Source organism: Streptomyces sp. NPDC004732, assembly GCF_040609235.1.
Classification (GTDB): Bacteria; Actinomycetota; Actinomycetes; order Streptomycetales; family Streptomycetaceae; genus Streptomyces.
On the sequence record NZ_JBEXJR010000006.1, the window covers coordinates 176377 to 196939 of the forward strand.

Below are 20563 nucleotides of genomic sequence, written 5' to 3' on the forward strand. Positions count from 1 at the left end.
ATCGTGGAAACCCTCCAGAACAAGGCAGTCGTCGTCACGGGCGGAGGGGGCGGCATCGGGGCCGCGCTGGCCCGCCGCTTCGCAGCCGAGGGGGCGCGCGTCGTCGTCAACGACCTGGACGGCGCCAAGGCGAAGACCGTCGCCGACGAGATCGGCGGCATCGCCGTGCCGGGCGACGCGTCCACGATCGTGCCGCAGGCCCGCGAGGCGCTCGGCGGCACCGTCGACGTGTACTGCGCCAACGCCGGGCTCGGCTCCGGCGGCAGCGAGGCGGCGCCCGAGGAGGTCTGGGCCGCCGCCTGGGACGTCAACGTGATGGCCCATGTGCGGGCGGCCCACGAACTGCTCCCCGACTGGCTGGAGCGCGGCAGCGGCCGCTTCGTCTCCACCGTCTCCGCGGCCGGTCTGCTCACCATGATCGGCGCCGCGCCCTACAGCGTCACCAAGCACGGCGCGTACGCCTTCGCCGAGTGGCTCTCCCTCACGTACCGCCACCGCGGCATCAAGGTCCACGCGATCTGCCCGCAGGGCGTCCGCACCGACATGCTCGCCGCCACCGGCACCGCGGGCGACCTCGTGCTCACGCCCACCGCCATCGAGCCGGACGACGTCGCGGCCGCGCTCTTCGCGGGCATGGCGCAGGACCGCTTCCTGGTCCTGCCGCACCCCGAGGTGGCCGCGTACTACCAGGCCCGCGCCGAGACCCCCGACAAGTGGCTGAAGGGCATGAACCACATCCAGCAGAAGTGGGAGGAGACCGAGCGGTGAACGACCTCACGCCCACCGGGTCCCCGTACGCGGCCAAGCCTTGGTTGGCCCGGCTCAACGACGTCCAGCGCGGCCCCGTGCACCCCGCCGCCTCCGTGCCCGACGCGTTCCGCGACGCCGTCGCCCGGGCCCCCGAGCACACCGCCCTCGCCTACTTCGACGGGCGCCTGAGCTACCGCGAGACCGACGCCCTCAGCGACTCCGTCGCCGGACACCTCGCCGCCCGTGGCGTCGCCCGCGGCGACCGCGTGGCGATCCTCCTGCAGAACACCCCGCACTTCGTCCTCGCGCTCCTCGGCGCCTGGAAAGCGGGCGCCACCGTCGTCCCCGTCAACCCCATGTACCGGTCGGCGGAGGTCGGGCACGTCCTCGCGGACGCCGGAGTGACCGCGCTGATCTGCTCGGACCGCGCCTGGGAGACGTATCTGCGCGACACCGCGGCCGACTCGCCGGTCCGGGTCGTCCTCACCGCCTGCCAGCTCGACCTGCAGACCCGCAACGACAGCCGGGTCCTCGACTTCGAGCGCCTCCCGGCCGCCGCCGACGCCGACGACCTGACCGCGGTCGCGCGCCAGGGGCTCCCGGCCCCGGACGGACGCGCCCTCGCCCCCTCCGACGTGGCGCTGATCAGCTACACATCGGGCACCAGCGGCACCCCCAAGGGCGCCATGAACACCCACGGCAACATCACCTACAACGCGGAGCGCCAGCGCACCGGATCCGGGATACCGGAAGGCGCCTGCTACTTCGCGATGGCGCCGCTCTTCCACATCACCGGCATGGTCGCGCAGGTCGCCGCGTGCATCGCCAACGCGGGCACGCTCGCGCTCGCCTACCGCTTCGAGGCCGGGGTGGTCCTGGACGCCTTCGCCGAGCACCGGCCCGCCTACACCGTCGGCCCCTCCACCGCCTTCATGGCGCTCGCCGCCCACCCCTCGGTGACCCGCGCCCACTTCGACTCCTTCGCGATGATCTCCTCCGGCGGCGCGCCGCTGCCCCCGGCCCTCGTCGAGAAGTTCCGCGCGGCCTTCGGCCCCTACCTCCACAACGGCTACGGCCTCACCGAGTGCACCGCGCCCTGCGCCTCCGTGCCGCCGGGCCAGGAGGCCCCCGTCGACCCGGCCTCCGGAACCCTGGCCGTCGGCGTCCCGGGTCCCGAGACGGTCGTACGCATCCTGGACGACCTCGGCGAAGAGGTGCCGTTCGGGGAGCACGGCGAGATCGTCGTCCGCGGTCCCCAGGTGGTCCCGGGCTACTGGCAGCGGCCCGACGCCACCGCCGAGGCCTTCCCCGACGGGGAACTGCGCACCGGCGACATCGGGTTCATGGACCCGGCGGGCTGGCTCTACGTCGTCGACCGCAAGAAGGACATGATCAACGCGTCCGGCTTCAAGGTGTGGCCGCGCGAGGTCGAGGACGTCCTCTACACCCACCCCGCGGTCCGCGAGGCGGCCGTCGTCGGGATCCCCGACAGCTACCGCGGAGAGACCGTGAAGGCGTACGTCAGCCTCCGCCCCGGCAGCGACACCGGCCCCGCCGACCTGACCGCGTACTGCAAGGAACGGCTCGCCGCGTACAAATATCCGCGCGAGGTCGAGGTACTGGAGGAGTTGCCGAAGACGACAAGTGGGAAGATCCTCCGGCGGGAACTGCGTTCCCGCCCACGAAACAGCAAGTGACGCGAAAGGCAGGTGGCGGCAGTGGCCCGAACGACGGACGGTGACGGCACGCCCGTACCGCAGCGGCTCCTCGCCGCCGCCACCAGGCTCTTCGCCGACCAGGGCTACGACCGCACGTCGGTGCAGGAGATCGTCGAGGCGGCCGGCGTCACCAAGGGCGCGCTCTACCACTACTTCGGCTCCAAGGACGACCTGCTCCACGAGGTCTATGCCCGGCTGCTCCGCGTCCAGCAGGAGCGGCTCGACGCCATCGCGGACGCGGACGCGCCCGTCGCCGAGCGGGTCCGCGACGCCGCGGCGGACGTCGTGGTCAGCACCATCGACAACCTCGACGACGCGTCGATCTTCTTCCGCTCCATGCACCACCTGAGCCCGGAGAAGAACAAGCAGGTCAGGGCCGAGCGGCGCCGCTACCACGAGCGGTTCCGGGCCCTGATCGAGGAGGGCCAGGAGTCGGGCGTGTTCTCCACGGCGACCCCGGCGGACCTGGTGGTGGACTACCACTTCGGCTCGGTCCACCACCTGTCCACGTGGTACCGGCCCGATGGCCCCCTGACCCCGCAGCAGGTCGCCGACCACCTGGCGGACCTGCTGCTCCGGGCCCTGCGGGCCCCTTAAGGGGCGCGGGGAACTGCGCGAGCGGCCCCCGCCGGTCCGCACTCGCCGTAGGACCTGCCGCGGCAGACGCGACCGCGCCCCGGCGGGGGGCTGAGCGCGCGGTTCCCCGCGCCCCTGACGGGGCTACAGGTACCGCTTCAGTTCCCGCCGCGCCAGCGATCGCTGATGAACCTCGTCCGGCCCGTCCGCCAAGCGCAGCGTCCGCGCCGCCGCCCACAGCTCGGCGAGCGGGAAGTCCTGACTTACACCCCCCGCGCCGTGCAGCTGCACCGCCCGGTCGAGGATGTCCACCACCGCGCGCGGCGTCGCGATCTTGATGGACTGGATCTCCGTGTGCGCACCCTTGTTGCCGACGGTGTCCATCAGCCAGGCCGTCTTCAGGACCAGCAGGCGCAGCTGCTCCACGGCGACCCGCGCGTCCGCGATCCACTCCTGCACGACGCCCTGCTGGGCGAGCGGCTTCCCGAACGCCGTGCGCGACACGGCCCGCCTGCACATCAGCTCGATGGCCCGCTCCGCCATGCCGATCAGCCGCATGCAGTGGTGGATGCGGCCGGGGCCGAGCCGCGCCTGCGCGATGGCGAAGCCGCCGCCCTCCTCGCCGATCACGTTCGACGCGGGGACGCGGACGCGGTCGAAGACGACCTCGGCGTGACCGCCGTGGGAGTGGTCCTCGTAGCCGTACACCTGCATGGCGCGCCGGACTTCGAGGCCCGGGGTGTCGCGCGGGACGAGGACCATGGACTGCTGGCGGCGGATGTCGGCGCCGTCAGGGCCCTCGGCAGTCGCTGTCTTGCCCATCACGATGAAGATCTTGCAGTCCGGGTTCATCGCCCCGGATATGTACCACTTGCGCCCGCTGATGACGTACTCGGAGCCGTCGGCGGAACGCTCGATGCGCGTGGTGATGTTCGTGGCGTCGGAGGAGGCCACCTCCGGCTCGGTCATCGCGAACGCCGAGCGGATCTCACCGGCGAGCAGCGGCTCCAGCCACTGCTTCTGCTGCGCCTCGCTGCCGAACTGCGCGAGCACCTCCATGTTGCCGGTGTCGGGCGCCGCGCAGTTCAGCGCGGTGGGCGCCAACTGCGGGGAGCGGCCGGTGATCTCGGCCAGCGGCGCGTACTGGAGGTTGGTGAGACCCGCCCCGTGCTCGGCATCGGGGAGGAACAGGTTCCACAGGCCCTGCCTGCGGGCCTCGGCCTTCAGCTCGCCGACCACCGCGGGGGTGTCCCACGGCGAGGCGAGCGTGGCCCGCTGCTCGTCGGCGACGGCCTCGGCCGGGTACACGTGGTCGTCCATGAAGGCGAGCAGCTTGCCGCGCAGCTCTTCGGCGCGGGCGTCGAATGCGAAGTCCATGGCGCTGTCTCAGCCTTCCTGTCCCTGGAGCGTGGTGCGGCCGTGCTCGATGAACACGGGCACCAGCTCGCCGATCCGGTCGAAGCCCGCGCCGACCGTCTGGCCCAGCGTGTAGCGGTAGTGGATGCCCTCCAGGATCACGGCGAGCTTGAACCAGGCGAACGCGGTGTACCAGGAGACGGCCGACACGTCGCGCCCCGAGCGCGCGGCGTACCGCTCGACGAGCTCGGCGGGGTCCGGGTGGCCGGGCGCGCCCGCCGTGGTGCTGACGGGGGAGTCGGGCACCTCCAGCTTCGCGCTGTACATCACGAGCAGGCCCAGGTCGGTGAGCGGATCGCCGAGCGTGGACATCTCCCAGTCGAGGATGGCCTTGATCCGGTGGTCGTCGCCGATCAGCACGTTGTCCAGGCGGTAGTCGCCGTGGACGACGGTGGGCGCGGGGGAGTCGGGGAGCGCGCGCCCGAGCGCCGCGTGCAGCTCGTCGATTCCGGCGAGCTCGCGGTTGCGGGACGCGTCGAGCTGCTTGCCCCAGCGGCGCAGCTGCCGGTCCAGGAACCCTTCGGGGCGCCCGAAGTCGCCGAGTCCGACCGCCGCCGGGTCGACGGCGTGCAGATCGACGAGGGTGTCGACGAGGCCGAGCACCGCGTCACGGGTGCGCTCGGGTCCGAGCGGCGCGAGCTCCTCGGCGGTGCGGTACGGGGTTCCGTCCACGAACTCCATCACGTAGAAGGGCGACCCGATGACGGAGTCGTCCTCGCAGAGCAGGACGGGGGTGGGCACCGGCACGTCCGTCGGGTGCAGCGCCGCGATCACCCGGTGCTCGCGCTTCATGTCGTGCGCGGTGGCAAGGACGTGGCCGAGCGGGGGGCGCCGGACCACCCAGCGCGAGGTGCCGTCCGTGACGGCGTACGTGAGGTTGGAGCGGCCGCCCTCGATGAGCCGGGCGGTGAGCGGGCCGCCGACCAGACCGGGCCGCTCGCGGTCGAGGTGGCCGCGCAACTGGTCGAGGTCGAGGCCCGGCGGGTGGTCTGAGCTCATCTTCGCTCCTGATCGGCGTGGTGGTGGCGTGCCACTACGGGGTGGCGGGCGTGCCACTACATGATGCCGACCAGTCGGTATGCCGTCCAGAGGCTACCGCGCCCCGTCGTGGGGCGCGGCCGGAGAGCTCAGTGGTCGTCCCAGTGCCCGTCGTGCGGCGCGTGCCGGTGGCCGTCGTGCAGATAGTCGACGTGGTCGCCGTGCGTCACGGAGTCGTGGCCGCAGCCGTCCCCGTGCTGGTGGTCGTGGCCCTGGTGGGCGGTGTGGCCGGTCGGCTCGCACTCGTCGTAGTGGTCGGAGTGCAGACGGTGCATGTGGCCGTCGTGCGCGTAGTCGACGTGGTCGCCGTGCGGCACCTCGGGGTGGCCGCAGGCCGGGCCGTGGACGTGGTCGTGCACCGGGTGTTCGTGGTGGAGCGTGGTCATGACGCGCACCTTCTGTGGCTTCCGGGAGGGGTCGACCCCCTGTTGACCCTCTCAGGCTAGCCCCCGATGCCCCGCTATATCCCGTATGGGAGTCTTGTCAGGCTCGTCGGTGTTTCCCTGACCTCCGCGAAGGCGACCCCCATGAAGGCGATCAGCTACCGCAGCTACGGCGGACCCGAAGTCCTGGAGTACGGAGAGGTGCGCGACCCCAAGGTCGGCCCCGACTCCGTCCTGGTGAAGGTGCGGGCCGCCGCGGTGAACCCCGTCGACTGGAAGTGCCGGGACGGCCACCTCGACGGCATCCTGGACCCGGTCTTCCCCGTGATCCCCGGCTGGGACGTCTCCGGAGTGGTGGTCCAACCGGGCGCCGCCGCGCCGGAGTTCGCCGTCGGGGACGAGGTCATCGGCTATGTGCGCGAGGACTTCCTCTCCCGCGGCACCTTCGCCGAGTACGTCGCGGCGCCCGTCCGCACCCTCGCCCGCAAGCCGCGCAACCTCACCTTCGAGGAGGCCGCGGGGCTGCCGCTCGCCGGGCTCACCGCCTACCAGGTCATCACCCAGGCGCTGGAGGTGACCGAGGGCGACGTCGTCCTCGTGCACGCGGCGGCGGGCGGCGTCGGCTCGATCGCGGTGCAGCTCGCCCGGCACGCGGGCGCCCGCGTCATCGGCACCGCGAGCGAACGCAACCACGACTTCCTGCGCGAGCTGGGCGCCGAGCCGGTCACGTACGGGGACGGTCTTGTGGAGCGGGTCCGCGGGCTGGCTCCCGAGGGCGTCGACGCGGCCTTCGACACGGTGGGCGGCGACACGCTCAAGGCGTCCGCGGAGCTCCTCGCGCCCGGCGGCCGCCTCGCGTCCATCGCGGACGGCGGGGTGATCGGGCTCGGCGGCCACTACTGCTTCGTACGTCCCGTCGCCGCCGACCTCCAGCGCCTGTCCGAGCTCGCCGAGCAGGACGTCGTGACCGTCCACGTCGACGAGACGTTCCCGCTGGAGCGGGCGGCCGACGCGCACCGGCTGAGCGCGGAGGGCCGGGCCAGAGGGAAGATCGTCGTGACGGTGGAGTGGGCGGACTGAGGCCGCCGGACCGGTCCGGCCGCACTCCTCAGAGGAGCATCACCACCGCGCACACCGCCAGCGCGAAGGTGCACAGCGCGGCCGCCCGCGCCGCCCGGAGCGACATCACCCGGGGCCGGGGCGCCGTCAGCGTGATCATCCTGCGGTGCGCCACCGCCAGGAAGCCCAGCCAGAGCAGCAGGCACAGCGCGCAGGCCAGCACGGAGAGCGCGGTGGCCCCGCCGTGCAGCACCGCGCGGGCGGCGAGCACCGCGGCCACCGTGCACGAGAGGGTCGTGCGCCGCCACGCGAGCCGGGTCCGCTCCGGCTGCAGCCCGGGATCCCGGACCTGCCCGGGGCCCCGGTGGGCCTGCGTCACCCTTCCCACCCGAAGAGCACGACCACCACCATGGCGACCGCGACCACCGCGACCGCCAGGCTCAGCACCGTCGGGAAGCGGCTGGTGGGCAGGTCCTCGCCGCGCCGCATGGCCCGCTCGCAGCGCACCCAGTGGTTGACCGCACGCAGCGAGCACAGGACACCCGCGGCGAGCAGCGCGAGTGCGAGCCCGATCCGCCACCCCCAGCGCAGGTCCGGCAGGAACTGGTCCACGGCGAAGCCGCCGCCGATCAGCGCGAGCGCGGTGCGCAGCCAGGCGAGGAAGGTGCGTTCGTTGGCGAGGGAGAAGCGGTAGTCGGGGGTGTCGCCGTCGTCGCGGATGCGCTCGGGCGCGAACCACAGCTTCAGGCTCTGTACGAAATTGCTCACGGCCGCACCATAGGCGGTGTCGATCAAGGTATGCGGGTCAGGCCGCGCGGAAGGCCCTCAGCCGGTGGTAGGCGTCGAGCCCGTCCGGCACCCACTCCCACTCGTCGAGGCGCCGCGCCAGCTCGTCCTCCGTGATGAAGGCGTGCCAGGCGACCTCCTCGGCCTGCGGCCGCACGGGCAGGTCGCAGCGCACCTCGTAGAGGTACGACCACCAGGACTTCCCCGCGCCGTCGTCGTACAGGAACTTGAACAGCGGCGTGGGGCGCGGCAGTCCGTGGACGCCGAGCTCCTCCTCCGCCTCGCGCAGCGCCGCGTCGTCGTAGGACTCCCCGGCCCCGACCACACCCCCGACGAACATGTCGTACAGCGAGGGGAAGACCAGCTTGACCGGGGTGCGGCGGTGCACGAAGACGCGGCCCTCGGCGTCGCGCGCCAGGATGAACGTGCAGCGGTGGCGCAGCCCGCGCGCATACGCCTCACCGCGCGCGGCCTCGCCGACCACCTCGTCGTTCTCGTCGACGATGGTGATCATCTCTTCGCTGGGGTCGGGCACGGGCCCGCTGCTCGCCGTCATACGGCCATCCAACAGCAACGCCGGGCGGTGGGGTCCGCCGGGCAGCGGGGGCTCACTGCCCCATGACGTACTTCACCGTGGGCCCGGCCGTCCAGCCGCCGTCGACGGCGAGCTCCGCGCCCGTCACGTAGGAGGCGGCGTCGGAGAGCAGGAAGACCATGGCGCCCGCGATCTCGTGCGGCTCGCCGACCCGGCCCATCGGGGTGTTGGGGTAGTTGCCCTCGCCCTTCTCGATGCCGACCTGGGCGGTCATCGGGGTGTACGTCATGCCGGGGTGGACGGAGTTGACGCGGATGCGGGCCGTGCCGAGCTCCACCGCGCCGATCTTGGTGAGGCCGCGCACGCCCCACTTCGACGCACCGTACCCCGCGGTGAGGGCGAGGCCCATCAGGCCCGCGGCCGAGGAGATGTTGACGATGGAGCCGCCCCCGGCCTCCTTCATGGCGGGCACGACGGTCTTCATGCCGATGAAGACGCCGGTGAGGTTGATGTCGAGGACCTTGCGGAAGTGCTCGACGGACTCGGACTCCAGGAACTGGCCGGTGGATATCCCGGCGTTGTTCACCAGGCCGTGGACGCCGCCGAACTCGGCGACCGCGAGGTCGGTGACGCGCTGCCAGTCCTCCTCGGACGTCACGTCGTGGTGCGCGAACCGGGCGCGCTCGCCGAGCTCGGCCGCGGTGGCCTTGCCCTCCTCGTCCAGCACGTCGGTGAGGACGACGTTGGCGCCCGCGGCGACGGCCTGTCGCGCGGCCTCGGCGCCGAGGCCGCGCGCGGCGCCGGTGATGATGACGGTCCTGCCGGTGAGGTCGTGCTGGCTCATGAGGGGTCTCCAGAGGTGGGATGCGGGGCCCGCAGCAGCGCTGCGGTGGTCTCGACGAGATCGGCCAGGAAGACGTCCTCGCCGGTCAGGGGGGTGATGTCGGCCAGGTACTGGCGGGCGCGGTCGCCCAGGGCGGCGCCGACCATCGTGAGCGCGAGATCGAGCCGTTCCAGGCGGAGCGGCTCGGGCAGCGCGGGGGAGAGGGCCACCAGGCGGTCTTCGAGCCGCCCGATCAGCGTCCAGTAGACGGTGCCGTCGAGCGTGGGATGCGGGGTGCGGGTGCGTACGCCGCTCTCGTGGCTGAGCTGGGCGGAGATGCGCAGGCAGCGCCGCCCCCGCTCGGTGCGGAGCTCGGTGGCCTCGGTGCGGACGAGGGCGGTGAGCAGCGCGTGCAGCCCGAGCTCGCTGCCGCCGTCGCCGCCGTCGCTGCCGTCGCTGCCGTCGCCGCCGCCGCGGGCGAGCTCGGCGGTGAGTACCTGCTCGGTGCGTTGCTGCCGGGCGGCCATCACGGCGTCGAGGAGACCGCCGCGGGAGCCGAAGTGGTACTGCACGGCCGAGGGATTGCTCTGCCCCGCGATGCGGACGATGTCCCGCAGCTGGGCACCGTCGACGCCCTGAGCGGCGAAGACCTCCTCCCCGGCACGGATGAGCTTCTCCCGGGTCTCGGGACCTGAGGTTCTGGCCATGACTTCACTGTAATGCTGCCCATTATTAAAACGCGAGCGGGAAGCAGTCCCAGCCTGTCCGGCGGGTCTCGGCCCGTCCGGCGTTTGAGGACGGACTCGGCGAAGCCGGTGACCGGCCTCAGCTCACGTCGACGTCGGCCTTCAGCGCAGGAACCCGCCCAGGCCCGCGCCCCGCACCAGGCATGGCGGGATGCAGCCCGAGCAGCACCACCCCCGCCACGATCGCCGCGAGGCCCGCCGCCTCCCAGGCCAGCGCCCCCGCGTCGGCGCGCAGCCGGTCGCCGAGGAAGCCGACCCCGCAGGCGATCCCGGCCAGCGGCTGCGCGGCCGTGAGCGCGGGCAGCGACATCCGCAGCGGCGCCGTCTCGAAGGCGCTCTGCACGAGGACGAGCCCCGCCACGCCGAGCACGAGCACCCCGTACGGCTGCCACCCGGTGAGCAGCGCCTCGAACCCGCCCGCGGCGAGCCGCTGCCCGCTCACCCGCGTCAACGCGTCCTGCACGCCGTACAGCAGCCCGGCCGCCACCGCGAGCAGCACGGGCCCGGCGTAGAGGCGGGACCTCTTCGCGTACGCCGTCATGAGCAGCGCCCCGCCGACCATCACGCCGATGATCAGCCAGTGCCGCACCGGATCGGTCACGGCCTCGCCGCCCCGGGGCTCACCGGCCACGATGAACGCGGTGACGCCGCCCGCGAGCAGCGCGAGCCCCGCCCACCCCTGGCGGCCCAGCGGCTGCTTCGTCTGGTGGCGGGAGAGGCCCAGGGCGAAGAGCAGGTTCGTGGCGAGGAGCGGCTCGACGAGGGACACCTCGCCCTGTCCGAGGGCGATCGCGCCGAGGGCCATGCCGCACGCCATCAGGCCGATCCCGGCCAGCCAGCGGGGCACCCGCACCAGGTCGAGCAGCAGGCGCGGCGAGAGGAAGTCGCTCAGCGGGGCGTGCCGGGCCGCGTTCTGCTGGAGGACGAAGCCGAAGCCGAGGCAGCAGGCGGCGCCGACCGCGAGGACGAGAACCAGGACCGACACGTCACGCACCAGACAGACGAAGCGGAGTACGGGGTCTGGCCGACGATAGCGGCCGCCCGCCCGCGTCGGGCACCGGAGCTTGACGAACTCTCCCCCTCTGTCGGTTGACGTCCGTCACTCCGCTATCCAGGATCTGACCTGAGCGCGAGATGACCCACCAGTAACGTTGCGGGACCTTGTCGAGGAGGACGACCTCAATGGCGTACGACGCAGATGTGATCGTGATCGGGGCAGGGCTCGCCGGACTCGCGGCGACCGCGGAACTCGTCGACGCGGGGCGCCGGGTCATCCTTGTCGACCAGGAGCCCGAGCATGCGATCGGCGGCCAGGCGCACTGGTCCTTCGGCGGCCTGTTCTTCGTGGACTCGCCCGAGCAGCGCCGGTTGCGGATCAAGGACTCCCACGCGCTCGCCCTCCAGGACTGGATGGGCACGGCGGCGTTCGACCGTCCGGAGGACCACTGGCCGCGGAAGTGGGCCGAGGCGTACGTCGACTTCGCGGCCGGGGAGAAGCGGTCCTGGCTGCACGGGCAGGGCGTCAGGTTCTTCCCCGTCGTGGGCTGGGCCGAGCGCGGCGGGTACGACGCGCAGGGGCACGGGAACTCGGTGCCGCGCTTCCACATCACCTGGGGCACGGGCCCCGGGCTGCTCGAACCGTTCGTGCGGCGAGTGCGGGCCGGAGCCGCGCGGGGCCTGGTCCAGCTGAAGTTCCGGCACCGCGTCACGGGGCTCTCGCGCAGTGCGGGCAGCGTCGACACGGTCACCGGTGAGATCCTCGAACCGTCGGGCGTCGAGCGGGGCGAGGCCAGCAGCCGCGTGGTGACCGGCGACTTCGAGTTCCGGGCCCAGGCGGTGATCGTCACCTCCGGCGGCATCGGCGGCAACCACGACCTCGTACGCGCCAACTGGCCCGAGCGGCTCGGCACCCCACCGCAGAAGATGATCTCTGGAGTCCCCGCCCACGTGGACGGGAAGATGCTCGGCATCGCCGAGGACGCGGGGGCGCACCTCATCAACCGCGACCGTATGTGGCACTACACCGAGGGCATCCAGAACTGGAACCCCATCTGGGACCGGCACGGCATCCGCATCCTGCCGGGCCCCTCCTCCCTGTGGCTCGACGCGCGGGGCGACCGGCTGCCCGTGCCGCTCTTCCCCGGCTTCGACACGCTCGGCACCCTCGAACACATCATGAAGACCGGGCACGACTACACGTGGTTCGTGCTCAACCAGCGCATCATCGGCAAGGAGTTCACCCTCAGCGGGTCCGAGCAGAACCCCGACCTGACCGGCAAGTCCGTGCGCGGCGTCATCGACCGGGCCCGCGCCGAAGTGCCGGGCCCCGTCAAGGCGTTCATGGACCACGGCGTCGACTTCGTGGTGGAGAAGGACCTGGGCGCCCTCGTCCGCGGCATGAACGCGCTCACCCAGAAGCCCCTCATCGACGAGGACACCCTGCGCCGCACCATCGCCGCGCGCGACCGCGAGATCGCCAACCCCTTCACCAAGGACCTCCAGGTGATGGCCGTCCGCGGCGCCCGCAAGTTCCTCGGCGACCGGCTCATCCGGGCCGCCGCCCCGCACCGCATCCTGGACCCGAAGGCGGGCCCGCTCGTCGCCGTCCGCCTGAACATCCTCACCCGCAAGACCCTCGGCGGCCTGGAGACCGACCTCTCCTCGCGCGTCCTCACCGACGGCGGCCGACCGCTGCCGGGTGTGTACGCGGCCGGGGAGGCCGCCGGATTCGGCGGCGGGGGAGTGCACGGCTACCGCTCGCTCGAAGGAACGTTCCTCGGCGGCTGTCTCTTCTCGGGGCGCACGGCGGGCCGCGCCGCCGCCCGGGCGGTGAATTGAGCGGAACGCGAGGGGAGGTCCAGTGAAATTCGAGTGGCTCTTCAACGAAGTGAGGTAAGTGAGTTCGCCCAGGTGGCAGGCGAAGTCTGAGGATTTTGAAATGAGTTGGTGAAGAGCGTGGGACCGCCGGGCCTTGACGTGGAGCGGTACCTACCGCTTTGCTGTGCGTGATCATCCGCTCGCAAGCCGCGCCGGGAGGACGTCCCGCGGTGCCACCACCCCCGCCCCCACTGGGTCGTTCCCGCAAAAAAGCCGCGGGGCACGCCTTCGACGCCGCACTCGACGACGCCGAACTCGTCGCCGCCCGCACGGCATTGGCGCAGGGCCGCTGGACCGAGGTCCGCGCGCTCCTCGCCGCCACCGGCGACGACTGGGACCGCAGGGGACACCGACTCGACGTCCTCGGACAGGAACCCACCACCACCGCCTGGGCGCGCGACTGGCGGCTCGCGGAGCCCGAGAGCCACGACGCCGAGGTGCTGCTCGCCTTCGCCGCCGTGCACAAGGCGCTGCGCGGCAAGGAGCGTTCGGACCGGGTGCGCGAGCGGTGCCGTGAGGCCGCGGCCCGGCTGCCCGCCGACCCCACGCCCTGGCTCGCGCTGCTCATCCTCGAACGCTCACTGGGCCACGAGGAGGACGTCGTACGCCTCTTCGACGAGATCCGGCACCGCCACCCCGAGCACCACCACGCCCACCACCTGATGGTGGCCCGGCTCGCCGAGCGGCGCCCCGGCGCGGGCCAGGACCCGATGCACGAGGTGTACGACTTCGCGTCCTGGGCCGCCGAACAGGCCCCCGCCGACTCGCCGCTCGCGGTCCTGCCCGTCGTCGCGCACGCCGAGCGCTACCGCGTCCTCGCCGCCGCGGGCCTGGAGCCCGCCGACCCGGCGGCGTCCGGTCACTGGGTCGGGCGGCGGGCCCGCGGCGTCATGAAGGTCGCCTTCGACTGGTGGCTGGAGTGGGAGACGCCCGACGACCCCGGCCACCCCCGCTGCCACGTCGACCTCAACTTCCTTGCCCACGCGAAGTCCTGCGAGGGCAGGGCGGCCGAAGCCGCCGCGCTCTTCCACCGCATCGGACGGCACGCGACCCCGGCCCCCTGGTCCTACCCGGACCGTGATCCGTACGGGGCGTTCACCGCCGCGCGGGCCGCCGCGTTCGGCTCGGCCTGAAGCACGCCCGCCCTGAAGACGCCCTTCTGAAAACACGTCCCCGAATCAGTAACCCCTGAAAGGACGACCGCGCCATGGCGACGGGAAGTTCGAGCCCGAGCGGAACCAGATCCCCCAGCGACCCAACGGGTGGCAGCGGGATCAGCACGTACAAGGGACAGGAGCAGGCGCTCCGCGCGGGCCGCCTCGGCACGGCGGGCCTGCTGCTCTCCGTGCTCGCCGCGACCGGACCCCTGATGGTCGTCGCAGGCGTCATGCCCACCACGTACGGCGTGATGGGCATCGTCGGACAGCCGCTCCTCTTCCTCATCCTCGGCGTCGTCCTCGCGCTCTTCAGCCTCGGATACGCCGAGATGAGCCGGCACGTGCACAACGCGGGCGCCTTCTACGCGTACATATCCCGCGGCCTCGGCGGCACCGCGGGCGCGGGCGCCGCACTGGTCGCGCTCGTCGCCTACAGCGCCCTGCAGGCGGGCCTGTACGGACTGCTCGGCTTCGAGGTGTCCGGGCTCCTCCAGACGTACTTCGACGTCGAGGTCGCCTGGTGGGTCCCGGCGCTGGTCGCCGTCGCCGTCGTCGCGGTCCTCGCCTGGATGAAGATCGACCTCAACGCGCGGGTGCTCGGCGTGCTGCTGCTCATCGAGGTCGCGCTCGTCGTCATCTTCGACATCGCGGCCGTCGTCGACCCGGCCAAGGAAGGCCTTTCGCTGCACGCGTTCAACCCGGACACGCTCACCGGCGCGGGCGTGGCCACCTCGCTCTGCTTCTGCATCGCGGCCTTCACCGGCTTCGAGCAGGCGCCCGTGTACGCGGAGGAGACCAGCCGCCCGCAGGTCGTCGTCGCCCGCGTGATGTTCTTCGCGGTGGGCTTCGTCGCCGTCTTCTTCGCGTTCAGCTCCTGGGCGCTCTCGGTCGCCGCGGGCCCGTCCGGCATCGTCCCCGCGGCGCAGGAACAGAGCGCGGGGCTGCTCTTCGGCCTCACCGAGTCACGGCTCGGCGCCACCTTCACCGACGTGCTCCACGTGCTCTTCGTGACCGGCATGTTCGCGGCGATCCTCAGCTTCCACAACGTCGTCGCGCGGTACGCGTTCGCGATGGGCCGCGAGGGGCTGCTGCCCGCCGCGTTCGGCCGGACCAACACCTCGACGGGCGCCCCCGGCACCGGCTCGCTGCTCCAGACCGTCGTCTCCGTGGTGGTCGTCATCGGCTTCGCCGTCGCCGACGACGGCAAGGCGGGCGACCCGACCGCGCCCGTCCTGCACCTGTTCACCTGGGGCGGCAACATCGGCGCGCTCGGCGTGATCCTGCTGATGGCCACCGCGTCCGTCGCCGTCATCGTCTTCTTCGCCCGCAGGGGCGCCGCCCGCGCCCAGGCCTGGCGCATCGCGGCCTCCGCCCTCGCCGCGGTCGGCCTGCTGGTCATCGCCGGTTACACCGTCAAGGACTTCGACGTCCTGGTGGGCGCGGGCCCCGGCTCGACCCTGAGCTGGGCGCTGCCCGGGATCATCTTCCTGGCGGCCGTGATCGGCGTGGCCTACGGAGCGATCCTGCGGGCCAAGAACCCGGCGGCCCACGCCAGGATCGGGCTCGGCAACGAGGCGTTCCAGCTGGAGAAGGCGTCTTCGTCGCCTGAGGCGTAACGGGGCACGGGGCCCGGTCGGTCACCGGCTGCGCCGAGTTCGTCCTCAAACGCCGGACGGGCTCGATCCACTCCAGGACCGCTCAAAGCCTTACGGCCGCGCTGCATTCCGCAGCGCGGCCGTAAGGCTTTTTCCCGTACCGGGCAGCTAGATGATCAGCGACAGCACGAGCACCAGGCCTCCCGCCACCACGGAGATGATCGTCTCCATGACGGACCACGTCTTGATCGTCTGACCGACGTCCAGGCCGAAGTACTCCTTGACCAGCCAGAATCCCGCGTCGTTGACATGCGAGAAGAACAGCGAGCCCGCGCCGATGGCGAGGACGAGCAGGGCCGTGTGCGAGGTCGACATGTCGGCGGCGAGTGGCGCCACCAGGCCCGCTGCCGAGATCGTCGCGACCGTCGCGGAGCCCGTCGCGAGCCGGATCGCCACCGCGATCAGCCAGGCCAGGAGCAGCGCCGGGATCGACCAGTCCTTGGAGAAGTCCAGAATCATCTGGCCCACGCCGACGTCGATGAGCGTCTGCTTGAAGCCGCCGCCCGCGCCCACGATCATCAGCACGCCCGCGATCGGGGCGAGCGACTTCTCGACGGTCGTCGAAAGACGGTCCTTGGTGAACCCGGCCGCGCGGCCCAGCGTGAACATGCCGACGATCACCGCGGCGAGCAGGGCGATCAGCGGCGACCCGATGACGTCGAAGACCCGCTGCACGGTGGCCTCGGGGTCGTCGACCACGATGTCCACCAGCGCCTTGGCCAGCATCAGGACGACGGGCAGCAGCACGGTGGCCACCGTCGCGCCGAAGCCGGGGCGCTTGTCCAGGTCCTCGGAGGGACGCTGAGGGATCATCTTCTCGGGGGCGGGGACGTCCACCCAGCGCGCCGCGACCTTCGAGAACAGCGGCCCCGCGATGATCACCGTCGGGACGGCGACCAGGACGCCGAGCGCGAGCGTCACGCCGAGGTTGGCATCGACCGCGTCGATCGCGACGAGCGGCCCGGGGTGCGGCGGGATGAGCCCGTGCATCACGGAGAGACCGGCGAGCGCCGGGATGCCGATTCGCATCAGCGAGTAGTTGCCGCGCTTGGCGACCATCAGGACGACCGGGATCAGCAGCACGATGCCGACCTCGAAGAAGAGCGGCAGGCCGATGACGGAGGCGATGAGGACCATCGCCCACGGCATCGCGCGCCCGCCCGCCCTGGCGAGGATCGTGTCGACGATCTGGTCGGCGCCCCCGGAGTCCGCGAGCAGCTTGCCGAGGATCGCGCCGAGCGCGATGAGCACGCCGACGCCCGCGACCGTCGAGCCGAGCCCCGTGGTGAAGCTGGCGATGGCCTTGTCGAGAGGGGCGCCCGCGAAGGCGCCGAGCGCCAGCGACCCGATGGTCAGCGCGAGGAAGGCGTGCAGCTTGAACTTGGTGATGAGCAGGACGATGACAGCGATGCCCGCGAGGACTGCGATCCCCAGCTGGGCATGGCCCGCCGAGGTGATCGGCTCGACGGGGTCCGCTGCCAGCATCTCGACGCTGAGATGGGTCACGGTGGCTTCCTTGTACGTGGGTACGGGGGCGCCCCGTCAGGGGCGCGGGGCTGTGACATGTGCGGCTCCGCCGCGTGGGCGCGACCGGCCACAAGCGGTCCGCAGGTCGAGAACTCCCGACGGGAGCGCTCAGCCGAGGAGACCGAGCGCCTCGACGGCTCGGTCGGAAATCTCCTCCGGCGTGCCGGTCACATCGACGTCGACGCCCGCCTCGTCCGCCCCGAGAGGCTGCAACGTGGCGAACTGGGAGTCGAGCAGCGCCGTCGGCATGAAGTGACCCTGTCGGTGCGACATCCGGTCCTCGATGAGAGCCCGGTCACCGGTGAGGTGGACGAAGACGACGCCGGGCGCGGCCGCACGCAGCCGGTCGCGATAGCTGCGCTTCAGCGCGGAGCTGCTGACCACCCCGCCGAGCCCGGCCCGCCCGTGCGCCCAGGACCCGATGGCGTCGAGCCAGGGCCACCGGTCGTCATCGGTGAGCGGCGTGCCGGACGACATCTTCTGGATGTTCTCCGGCGGGTGGAAGTCGTCGCCCTCGGCGTACGGAACGCCGAGCCGGTCCGCGAGCAGGGGCCCGATCGTGGTCTTGCCGGTCCCTGCCACGCCCATGACCACGACGACGTGGGGGGTGCGCCGTTCCTGCATCGCGTCCTGCCTCGCTGTCTTCATCGACATCGGTCGGTTGTTCACGTCACTGAAACCCATTAGGTCTGACGAATTCAAGAGTCTGTGACATAAAAGTCTGACTTATTGTTCCCGTGTCACTCCTCGTAGGCTTCCGTCATGACCGCACAGGCCCGAGGGCTGCACTCCCGCGTACTGGAAAGCCTCGGGCCCGCCATCACCGCGGGCGAGTATCCGCCGGGCAGCGTGTTGCGCACGGACGAGCTGGCCCAGCGCCTGGAGGTGTCGCGCTCCGTGATGCGGGAGGCCGTCCGGGTCCTGGAGTCCATGCACCTGGTCGCGTCCCGCCGCCGCGTGGGCGTCACCGTGCTGCCCACCGAGGAGTGGAACGTCTACGACCCGCAGGTCATCCGGTGGCGGCTGGCCGGTGCCGACCGGCCGCGGCAACTGCGCTCCCTGACCGTCCTGCGGTCCGCCGTCGAGCCGGTCGCCGCCGGACTCGCCGCCCGGTACGCCACGGCGGCCCAGTGCGCCGAGCTCACCGAGTGCGCGCTCGGCATGGTCGCCCACTCCCGCGGACACCAGCTGGAGGGCTACCTCAGGCACGACGTCGCCTTCCACCGGGTCATCCTCAACGCCTCCGGCAACGAGATGTTCGCCCGGCTCGGCGATGTCGTCGCCGAGGTCCTGACGGGACGTACCGCACACCAGGTCATGTTCGAGGACCCCGACCCGCCCGCCGTCACCCTGCACGTCAAGGTCGCGGAGGCGGTCAGGGAGGGCGACGCGGTCCGCGCGGAGGCCCTGACCCGGGAGATCGCCCTGGGCGCCCTGGAGGAGCTGGACATCCTCGCCCCCTGACGGCGGGGCCCGCCGCACGACCGGTGGCGCGCGGTCGGCGACAATGGTCGCCATGTCCCGACGCGCCCCACGCCCCGCCGCTGCCACGCACTGCCCCTGCGGGCATCCCCTGCCGTACGAGAAGTGCTGCGGAAGGCTGCACCGGGGCGAGGCCGCCGCGAGCACCCCCGAGGAGCTGATGCGCTCCCGCTACTGCGCCTTCGCCGTACGGGACGAGGGCTACCTGCTGCGCACCTGGCACCCCGGGACCCGGCCGCCCCGCGTGGAGTTCGACCCGGCCCTGCGCTGGGTGGGCCTGGAGATCAGCGACACCACCGAGGGCTCCGCGTTCCACACCACCGGCACCGTGACGTTCCGGGCGCGGTACACCGACGGCGGCCGCCCCGACGCCCTCCACGAGAAGAGCCGCTTCGAGCGCGTCGACGGGGCGTGGGTGTACGTCGACGGCACCTTCATCGAGTAGGCCGCACCCTCACCGCACGCCCTCTCACCGCACGTCCCCTCACCGCACGTCCCCGAACTCGCTCAGGACCCCGGGCGGAGCCAGCGCGTTCACGTAGTGCCCCGGGCCGTGGTCCTCGAAGGAGTACGTGAACGGGATCGTCCGCGTCAGCGCGAGCCGCGCCGCGAAGAACGCGAGCGGCGCCACCACCGCGAGCCCCGCGAGGCTGTCCATCTGCGGATAGTGCAGGCCGGGATCGTGCACCTCGGCCCAGCCGCCCTCCCGCGGCCCCCGCGCGAGCTCGGCCAGCGAGCGGCCCGCCGCCTGCGCCCTGCGTCCCGCGTTGCGGCGCAACTGCCCGCGGAGCAGATCGCCCGGCAGCGACACCGCGTCGATCGCCGTCTCCGCCGCGAAGGTCAGCGCCCCCTCCGCCACCCCGCGCGGCCTGCGGTAGTGGAACTCGCGGCCGAAGGGGGCGTAGGGCCCCACGGGCCTGGGCGGCAGCGCGGGCACCACGTCACGGTCGAAGATGTAGCGCAGCAGCCGGTCACGCAGCACGTGCTCGCCCCGCTCGTCGGTCGCCCGCGCGCAGGCCTCGGCGAACTCGGGGCCGCCGAGCAGCGGCTGGCCGAAGGTGTAGACGGCCCGCAGCCGCTCCGCCACGGCCCGGTAGCGCGGCTCGTGGGCCAGGACCACGGCCATCAGCGCGGCCATCGCCCCGCCCAGGCTGTGCCCGGTGATGTACAGCGCCTCCATGCCGTCGCCGCGCACGCCCTTCTCCGTGGGATCGACCGACTCGCCGCGCGCCGCGCGCTCCAAGGCCTGCATGATGAGGTGCCGGGTGGCGCGCATGTTGCGGTAGAAGCCCGCGTGGACCTGGTGGCGCGTGCCCGCAAGGTCCACGGAGAGCGTCTCGGGGCGCACGTCGGCGTCGGTGAGGATGCTGATGATGTCCTCGGGCTGGGTGCCGCGGTAGCAGAGGATCACCACGCGGCGGTCCTTGTCCTGGATCAGATAGGCGGCCGAGGCGATGTACATGGCATCGACGCGCTGCTCGAAGACCCGGCAGCGGTTCTCCTCCAGACCGAGCCTGGACATGATCATCGCGACGGTCCCCGGATCGCCGGTCTGCTCGAACCCGGCGTACGCGTACGCCGCGCACGTCGCCATGGTGTGCGGGACGGGGCCCTCGGTCTCCGGCGGACCCTTCCCCGCGGCCAGCAGGTCCACCAGGTGCTCGTGGACGGGGAACCCGGGCCGTCCCGGCCCGCCCTCGGTGGGCTCCTTGAACGGGCGCAGCCCGGCGAAGCTCGGGCCCCTGGCGAAGTCGTCCCGCATGGCGTCCCCTCCCCACGACGGGCGGCACGGTGGCTGCGCCCACGACGGGCGGTGGCCGCACCGGACTTGCGAGCACACCACCGGCCCGGCGCACCGTCAACTCGCAGGCCCCCGCGCGGCGGACACCCGACGGGACCCGGCCACCGCGCGCGCCCCGCACGTGGGGCTGGTGGGGAGCGGGGATTCACACGGGGTGCGAACCGGCCGCACGGCACGGCACGGCGCACCCGTCGACAGCGCTTCGACGGGCCTAAACGCCCTGGCCCGACCGCC

At 72.3% G+C, this 20563-nt stretch carries 21 protein-coding genes; 9 read left to right on the forward strand and 12 right to left on the reverse strand.

Annotated elements, in window-relative coordinates; translation table 11 throughout:
* From ABZV77_RS19465 to ABZV77_RS19475, 3 genes are read left to right on the forward strand one after another with little or no spacing between them, the layout of a single operon-like run.
* The gene (locus ABZV77_RS19465) at positions 1-768 is read left to right on the forward strand and encodes an SDR family oxidoreductase (protein ID WP_356258989.1); all 768 of its coding nucleotides are present in this window, start codon (positions 1-3) and stop codon (positions 766-768) included.
* Positions 765-2447 carry an AMP-binding protein gene (locus ABZV77_RS19470; protein ID WP_356258068.1) on the forward strand — a complete coding sequence of 561 codons (1683 nt, stop codon included), beginning with the start codon at positions 765-767 and terminating at the stop codon, positions 2445-2447. The genes ABZV77_RS19465 and ABZV77_RS19470 overlap by 4 nt, the downstream gene beginning before the upstream one ends.
* A gap of 21 nt (positions 2448-2468) precedes the next feature.
* Complete coding sequence (locus ABZV77_RS19475; protein WP_356258070.1) at positions 2469-3065, forward strand: TetR/AcrR family transcriptional regulator; 597 nt, start codon at positions 2469-2471, stop codon at positions 3063-3065.
* A 123-nt stretch (positions 3066-3188) separates the two neighbouring features.
* Here ABZV77_RS19475 and ABZV77_RS19480 read toward each other — a convergent pair whose 3' ends face one another.
* From ABZV77_RS19480 to ABZV77_RS19490, 3 genes are all read right to left on the reverse strand, one after another.
* A complete protein-coding gene (locus ABZV77_RS19480) occupies positions 3189-4421 on the reverse strand; it encodes an acyl-CoA dehydrogenase family protein (protein ID WP_356258073.1) in 1233 nt (410 codons plus the stop codon).
* 9 nt (positions 4422-4430) lie between these two features.
* Positions 4431-5459: a phosphotransferase family protein gene (locus ABZV77_RS19485; protein WP_356258076.1), complete on the reverse strand. Its 1029-nt coding sequence runs from the start codon at positions 5457-5459 to the stop codon at positions 4431-4433.
* 128 nt (positions 5460-5587) lie between these two features.
* Positions 5588-5884 carry a hypothetical protein gene (locus ABZV77_RS19490; RefSeq protein ID WP_356258079.1) on the reverse strand — a complete coding sequence of 99 codons (297 nt, stop codon included), beginning with the start codon at positions 5882-5884 and terminating at the stop codon, positions 5588-5590.
* A gap of 141 nt (positions 5885-6025) precedes the next feature.
* Between ABZV77_RS19490 and ABZV77_RS19495 the strand changes: the two genes are divergently transcribed.
* Positions 6026-6961, forward strand: a complete 936-nt coding sequence (locus ABZV77_RS19495; protein WP_356258082.1) for an NADP-dependent oxidoreductase — start codon at positions 6026-6028, stop codon at positions 6959-6961.
* A 28-nt stretch (positions 6962-6989) separates the two neighbouring features.
* Here the strand turns inward: ABZV77_RS19495 and ABZV77_RS19500 are convergent, their stop codons facing one another.
* From ABZV77_RS19500 to ABZV77_RS19525, 6 genes are all read right to left on the reverse strand, one after another.
* Positions 6990-7328 carry a DUF202 domain-containing protein gene (locus ABZV77_RS19500; protein ID WP_356258085.1) on the reverse strand — a complete coding sequence of 113 codons (339 nt, stop codon included), beginning with the start codon at positions 7326-7328 and terminating at the stop codon, positions 6990-6992.
* Entirely contained in the window at positions 7316-7708 is a 393-nt protein-coding gene (locus tag ABZV77_RS19505) for a DUF202 domain-containing protein (protein WP_356258088.1), read from the reverse strand. The genes ABZV77_RS19500 and ABZV77_RS19505 overlap by 13 nt, the downstream gene beginning before the upstream one ends.
* Before the next feature lie 37 nt (positions 7709-7745).
* Positions 7746-8282, reverse strand: coding sequence for an NUDIX domain-containing protein (locus ABZV77_RS19510; protein ID WP_356258091.1), 537 nt, complete (start codon positions 8280-8282; stop codon positions 7746-7748).
* 52 nt (positions 8283-8334) lie between these two features.
* Positions 8335-9105 (reverse strand): glucose 1-dehydrogenase, encoded by a 771-nt coding sequence (locus ABZV77_RS19515; protein WP_356258092.1) that lies wholly within the window; start codon positions 9103-9105, stop codon positions 8335-8337.
* Positions 9102-9791 (reverse strand): TetR family transcriptional regulator, encoded by a 690-nt coding sequence (locus ABZV77_RS19520; RefSeq protein ID WP_356258095.1) that lies wholly within the window; start codon positions 9789-9791, stop codon positions 9102-9104. The genes ABZV77_RS19515 and ABZV77_RS19520 overlap by 4 nt, the downstream gene beginning before the upstream one ends.
* A gap of 118 nt (positions 9792-9909) precedes the next feature.
* Positions 9910-10815: a DMT family transporter gene (locus ABZV77_RS19525; protein WP_356258097.1), complete on the reverse strand. Its 906-nt coding sequence runs from the start codon at positions 10813-10815 to the stop codon at positions 9910-9912.
* Positions 10816-11012: 197 nt separating this feature from the next.
* On the opposite strand from ABZV77_RS19525, the gene ABZV77_RS19530 reads away from it, so the two are divergent.
* From ABZV77_RS19530 to ABZV77_RS19540, 3 genes are all read left to right on the forward strand, one after another.
* A complete protein-coding gene (locus ABZV77_RS19530) occupies positions 11013-12668 on the forward strand; it encodes an FAD-binding dehydrogenase (protein WP_356258100.1) in 1656 nt (551 codons plus the stop codon).
* A gap of 209 nt (positions 12669-12877) precedes the next feature.
* A complete protein-coding gene (locus ABZV77_RS19535) occupies positions 12878-13840 on the forward strand; it encodes a hypothetical protein (protein ID WP_356258102.1) in 963 nt (320 codons plus the stop codon).
* Between the two features lie 74 nt (positions 13841-13914).
* A complete protein-coding gene (locus tag ABZV77_RS19540) occupies positions 13915-15480 on the forward strand; it encodes an APC family permease (RefSeq protein ID WP_356258104.1) in 1566 nt (521 codons plus the stop codon).
* A gap of 147 nt (positions 15481-15627) precedes the next feature.
* Here the strand turns inward: ABZV77_RS19540 and ABZV77_RS19545 are convergent, their stop codons facing one another.
* A complete protein-coding gene (locus ABZV77_RS19545; RefSeq protein ID WP_356258107.1) occupies positions 15628-17025 on the reverse strand; it encodes a gluconate:H+ symporter in 1398 nt (465 codons plus the stop codon).
* Positions 17026-17154: 129 nt separating this feature from the next.
* Positions 17155-17670 (reverse strand): gluconokinase, encoded by a 516-nt coding sequence (locus ABZV77_RS19550; RefSeq protein ID WP_356258992.1) that lies wholly within the window; start codon positions 17668-17670, stop codon positions 17155-17157.
* A 138-nt stretch (positions 17671-17808) separates the two neighbouring features.
* On the opposite strand from ABZV77_RS19550, the gene ABZV77_RS19555 reads away from it, so the two are divergent.
* Together ABZV77_RS19555 and ABZV77_RS19560 are read left to right on the forward strand one after the other, a co-directional pair.
* Positions 17809-18510 carry an FCD domain-containing protein gene (locus ABZV77_RS19555; protein WP_356258110.1) on the forward strand — a complete coding sequence of 234 codons (702 nt, stop codon included), beginning with the start codon at positions 17809-17811 and terminating at the stop codon, positions 18508-18510.
* 52 nt (positions 18511-18562) lie between these two features.
* The gene (locus tag ABZV77_RS19560; protein WP_356258113.1) at positions 18563-18973 is read left to right on the forward strand and encodes a YchJ family protein; all 411 of its coding nucleotides are present in this window, start codon (positions 18563-18565) and stop codon (positions 18971-18973) included.
* 39 nt (positions 18974-19012) lie between these two features.
* On the opposite strand, the gene ABZV77_RS19565 is transcribed toward ABZV77_RS19560, so the two are convergent.
* Entirely contained in the window at positions 19013-20290 is a 1278-nt protein-coding gene (locus ABZV77_RS19565) for a lipase family protein (RefSeq protein ID WP_356258116.1), read from the reverse strand.
* Between the last annotated feature and the right edge of the window lie 273 nt (positions 20291-20563).

Coding starts and splice junctions, on each gene's coding strand:
- ABZV77_RS19540 (WP_356258104.1), top strand. CDS start 13,915: ATGGCGACGGGAAGTTCGAGCCCGAGCGGAACCAGATCCCCCAGCGAC.
- ABZV77_RS19550 (WP_356258992.1), bottom strand. CDS start 17,670: ATGCAGGAACGGCGCACCCCCCACGTCGTCGTGGTCATGGGCGTGGCA.
- ABZV77_RS19565 (WP_356258116.1), bottom strand. CDS start 20,290: ATGCGGGACGACTTCGCCAGGGGCCCGAGCTTCGCCGGGCTGCGCCCG.
- ABZV77_RS19480 (WP_356258073.1), bottom strand. CDS start 4,421: ATGGACTTCGCATTCGACGCCCGCGCCGAAGAGCTGCGCGGCAAGCTG.
- ABZV77_RS19520 (WP_356258095.1), bottom strand. CDS start 9,791: ATGGCCAGAACCTCAGGTCCCGAGACCCGGGAGAAGCTCATCCGTGCC.
- ABZV77_RS19485 (WP_356258076.1), bottom strand. CDS start 5,459: ATGAGCTCAGACCACCCGCCGGGCCTCGACCTCGACCAGTTGCGCGGC.
- ABZV77_RS19510 (WP_356258091.1), bottom strand. CDS start 8,282: ATGACGGCGAGCAGCGGGCCCGTGCCCGACCCCAGCGAAGAGATGATC.
- ABZV77_RS19560 (WP_356258113.1), top strand. CDS start 18,563: ATGTCCCGACGCGCCCCACGCCCCGCCGCTGCCACGCACTGCCCCTGC.
- ABZV77_RS19490 (WP_356258079.1), bottom strand. CDS start 5,884: ATGACCACGCTCCACCACGAACACCCGGTGCACGACCACGTCCACGGC.
- ABZV77_RS19495 (WP_356258082.1), top strand. CDS start 6,026: ATGAAGGCGATCAGCTACCGCAGCTACGGCGGACCCGAAGTCCTGGAG.
- ABZV77_RS19555 (WP_356258110.1), top strand. CDS start 17,809: ATGACCGCACAGGCCCGAGGGCTGCACTCCCGCGTACTGGAAAGCCTC.
- ABZV77_RS19515 (WP_356258092.1), bottom strand. CDS start 9,105: ATGAGCCAGCACGACCTCACCGGCAGGACCGTCATCATCACCGGCGCC.
- ABZV77_RS19530 (WP_356258100.1), top strand. CDS start 11,013: ATGGCGTACGACGCAGATGTGATCGTGATCGGGGCAGGGCTCGCCGGA.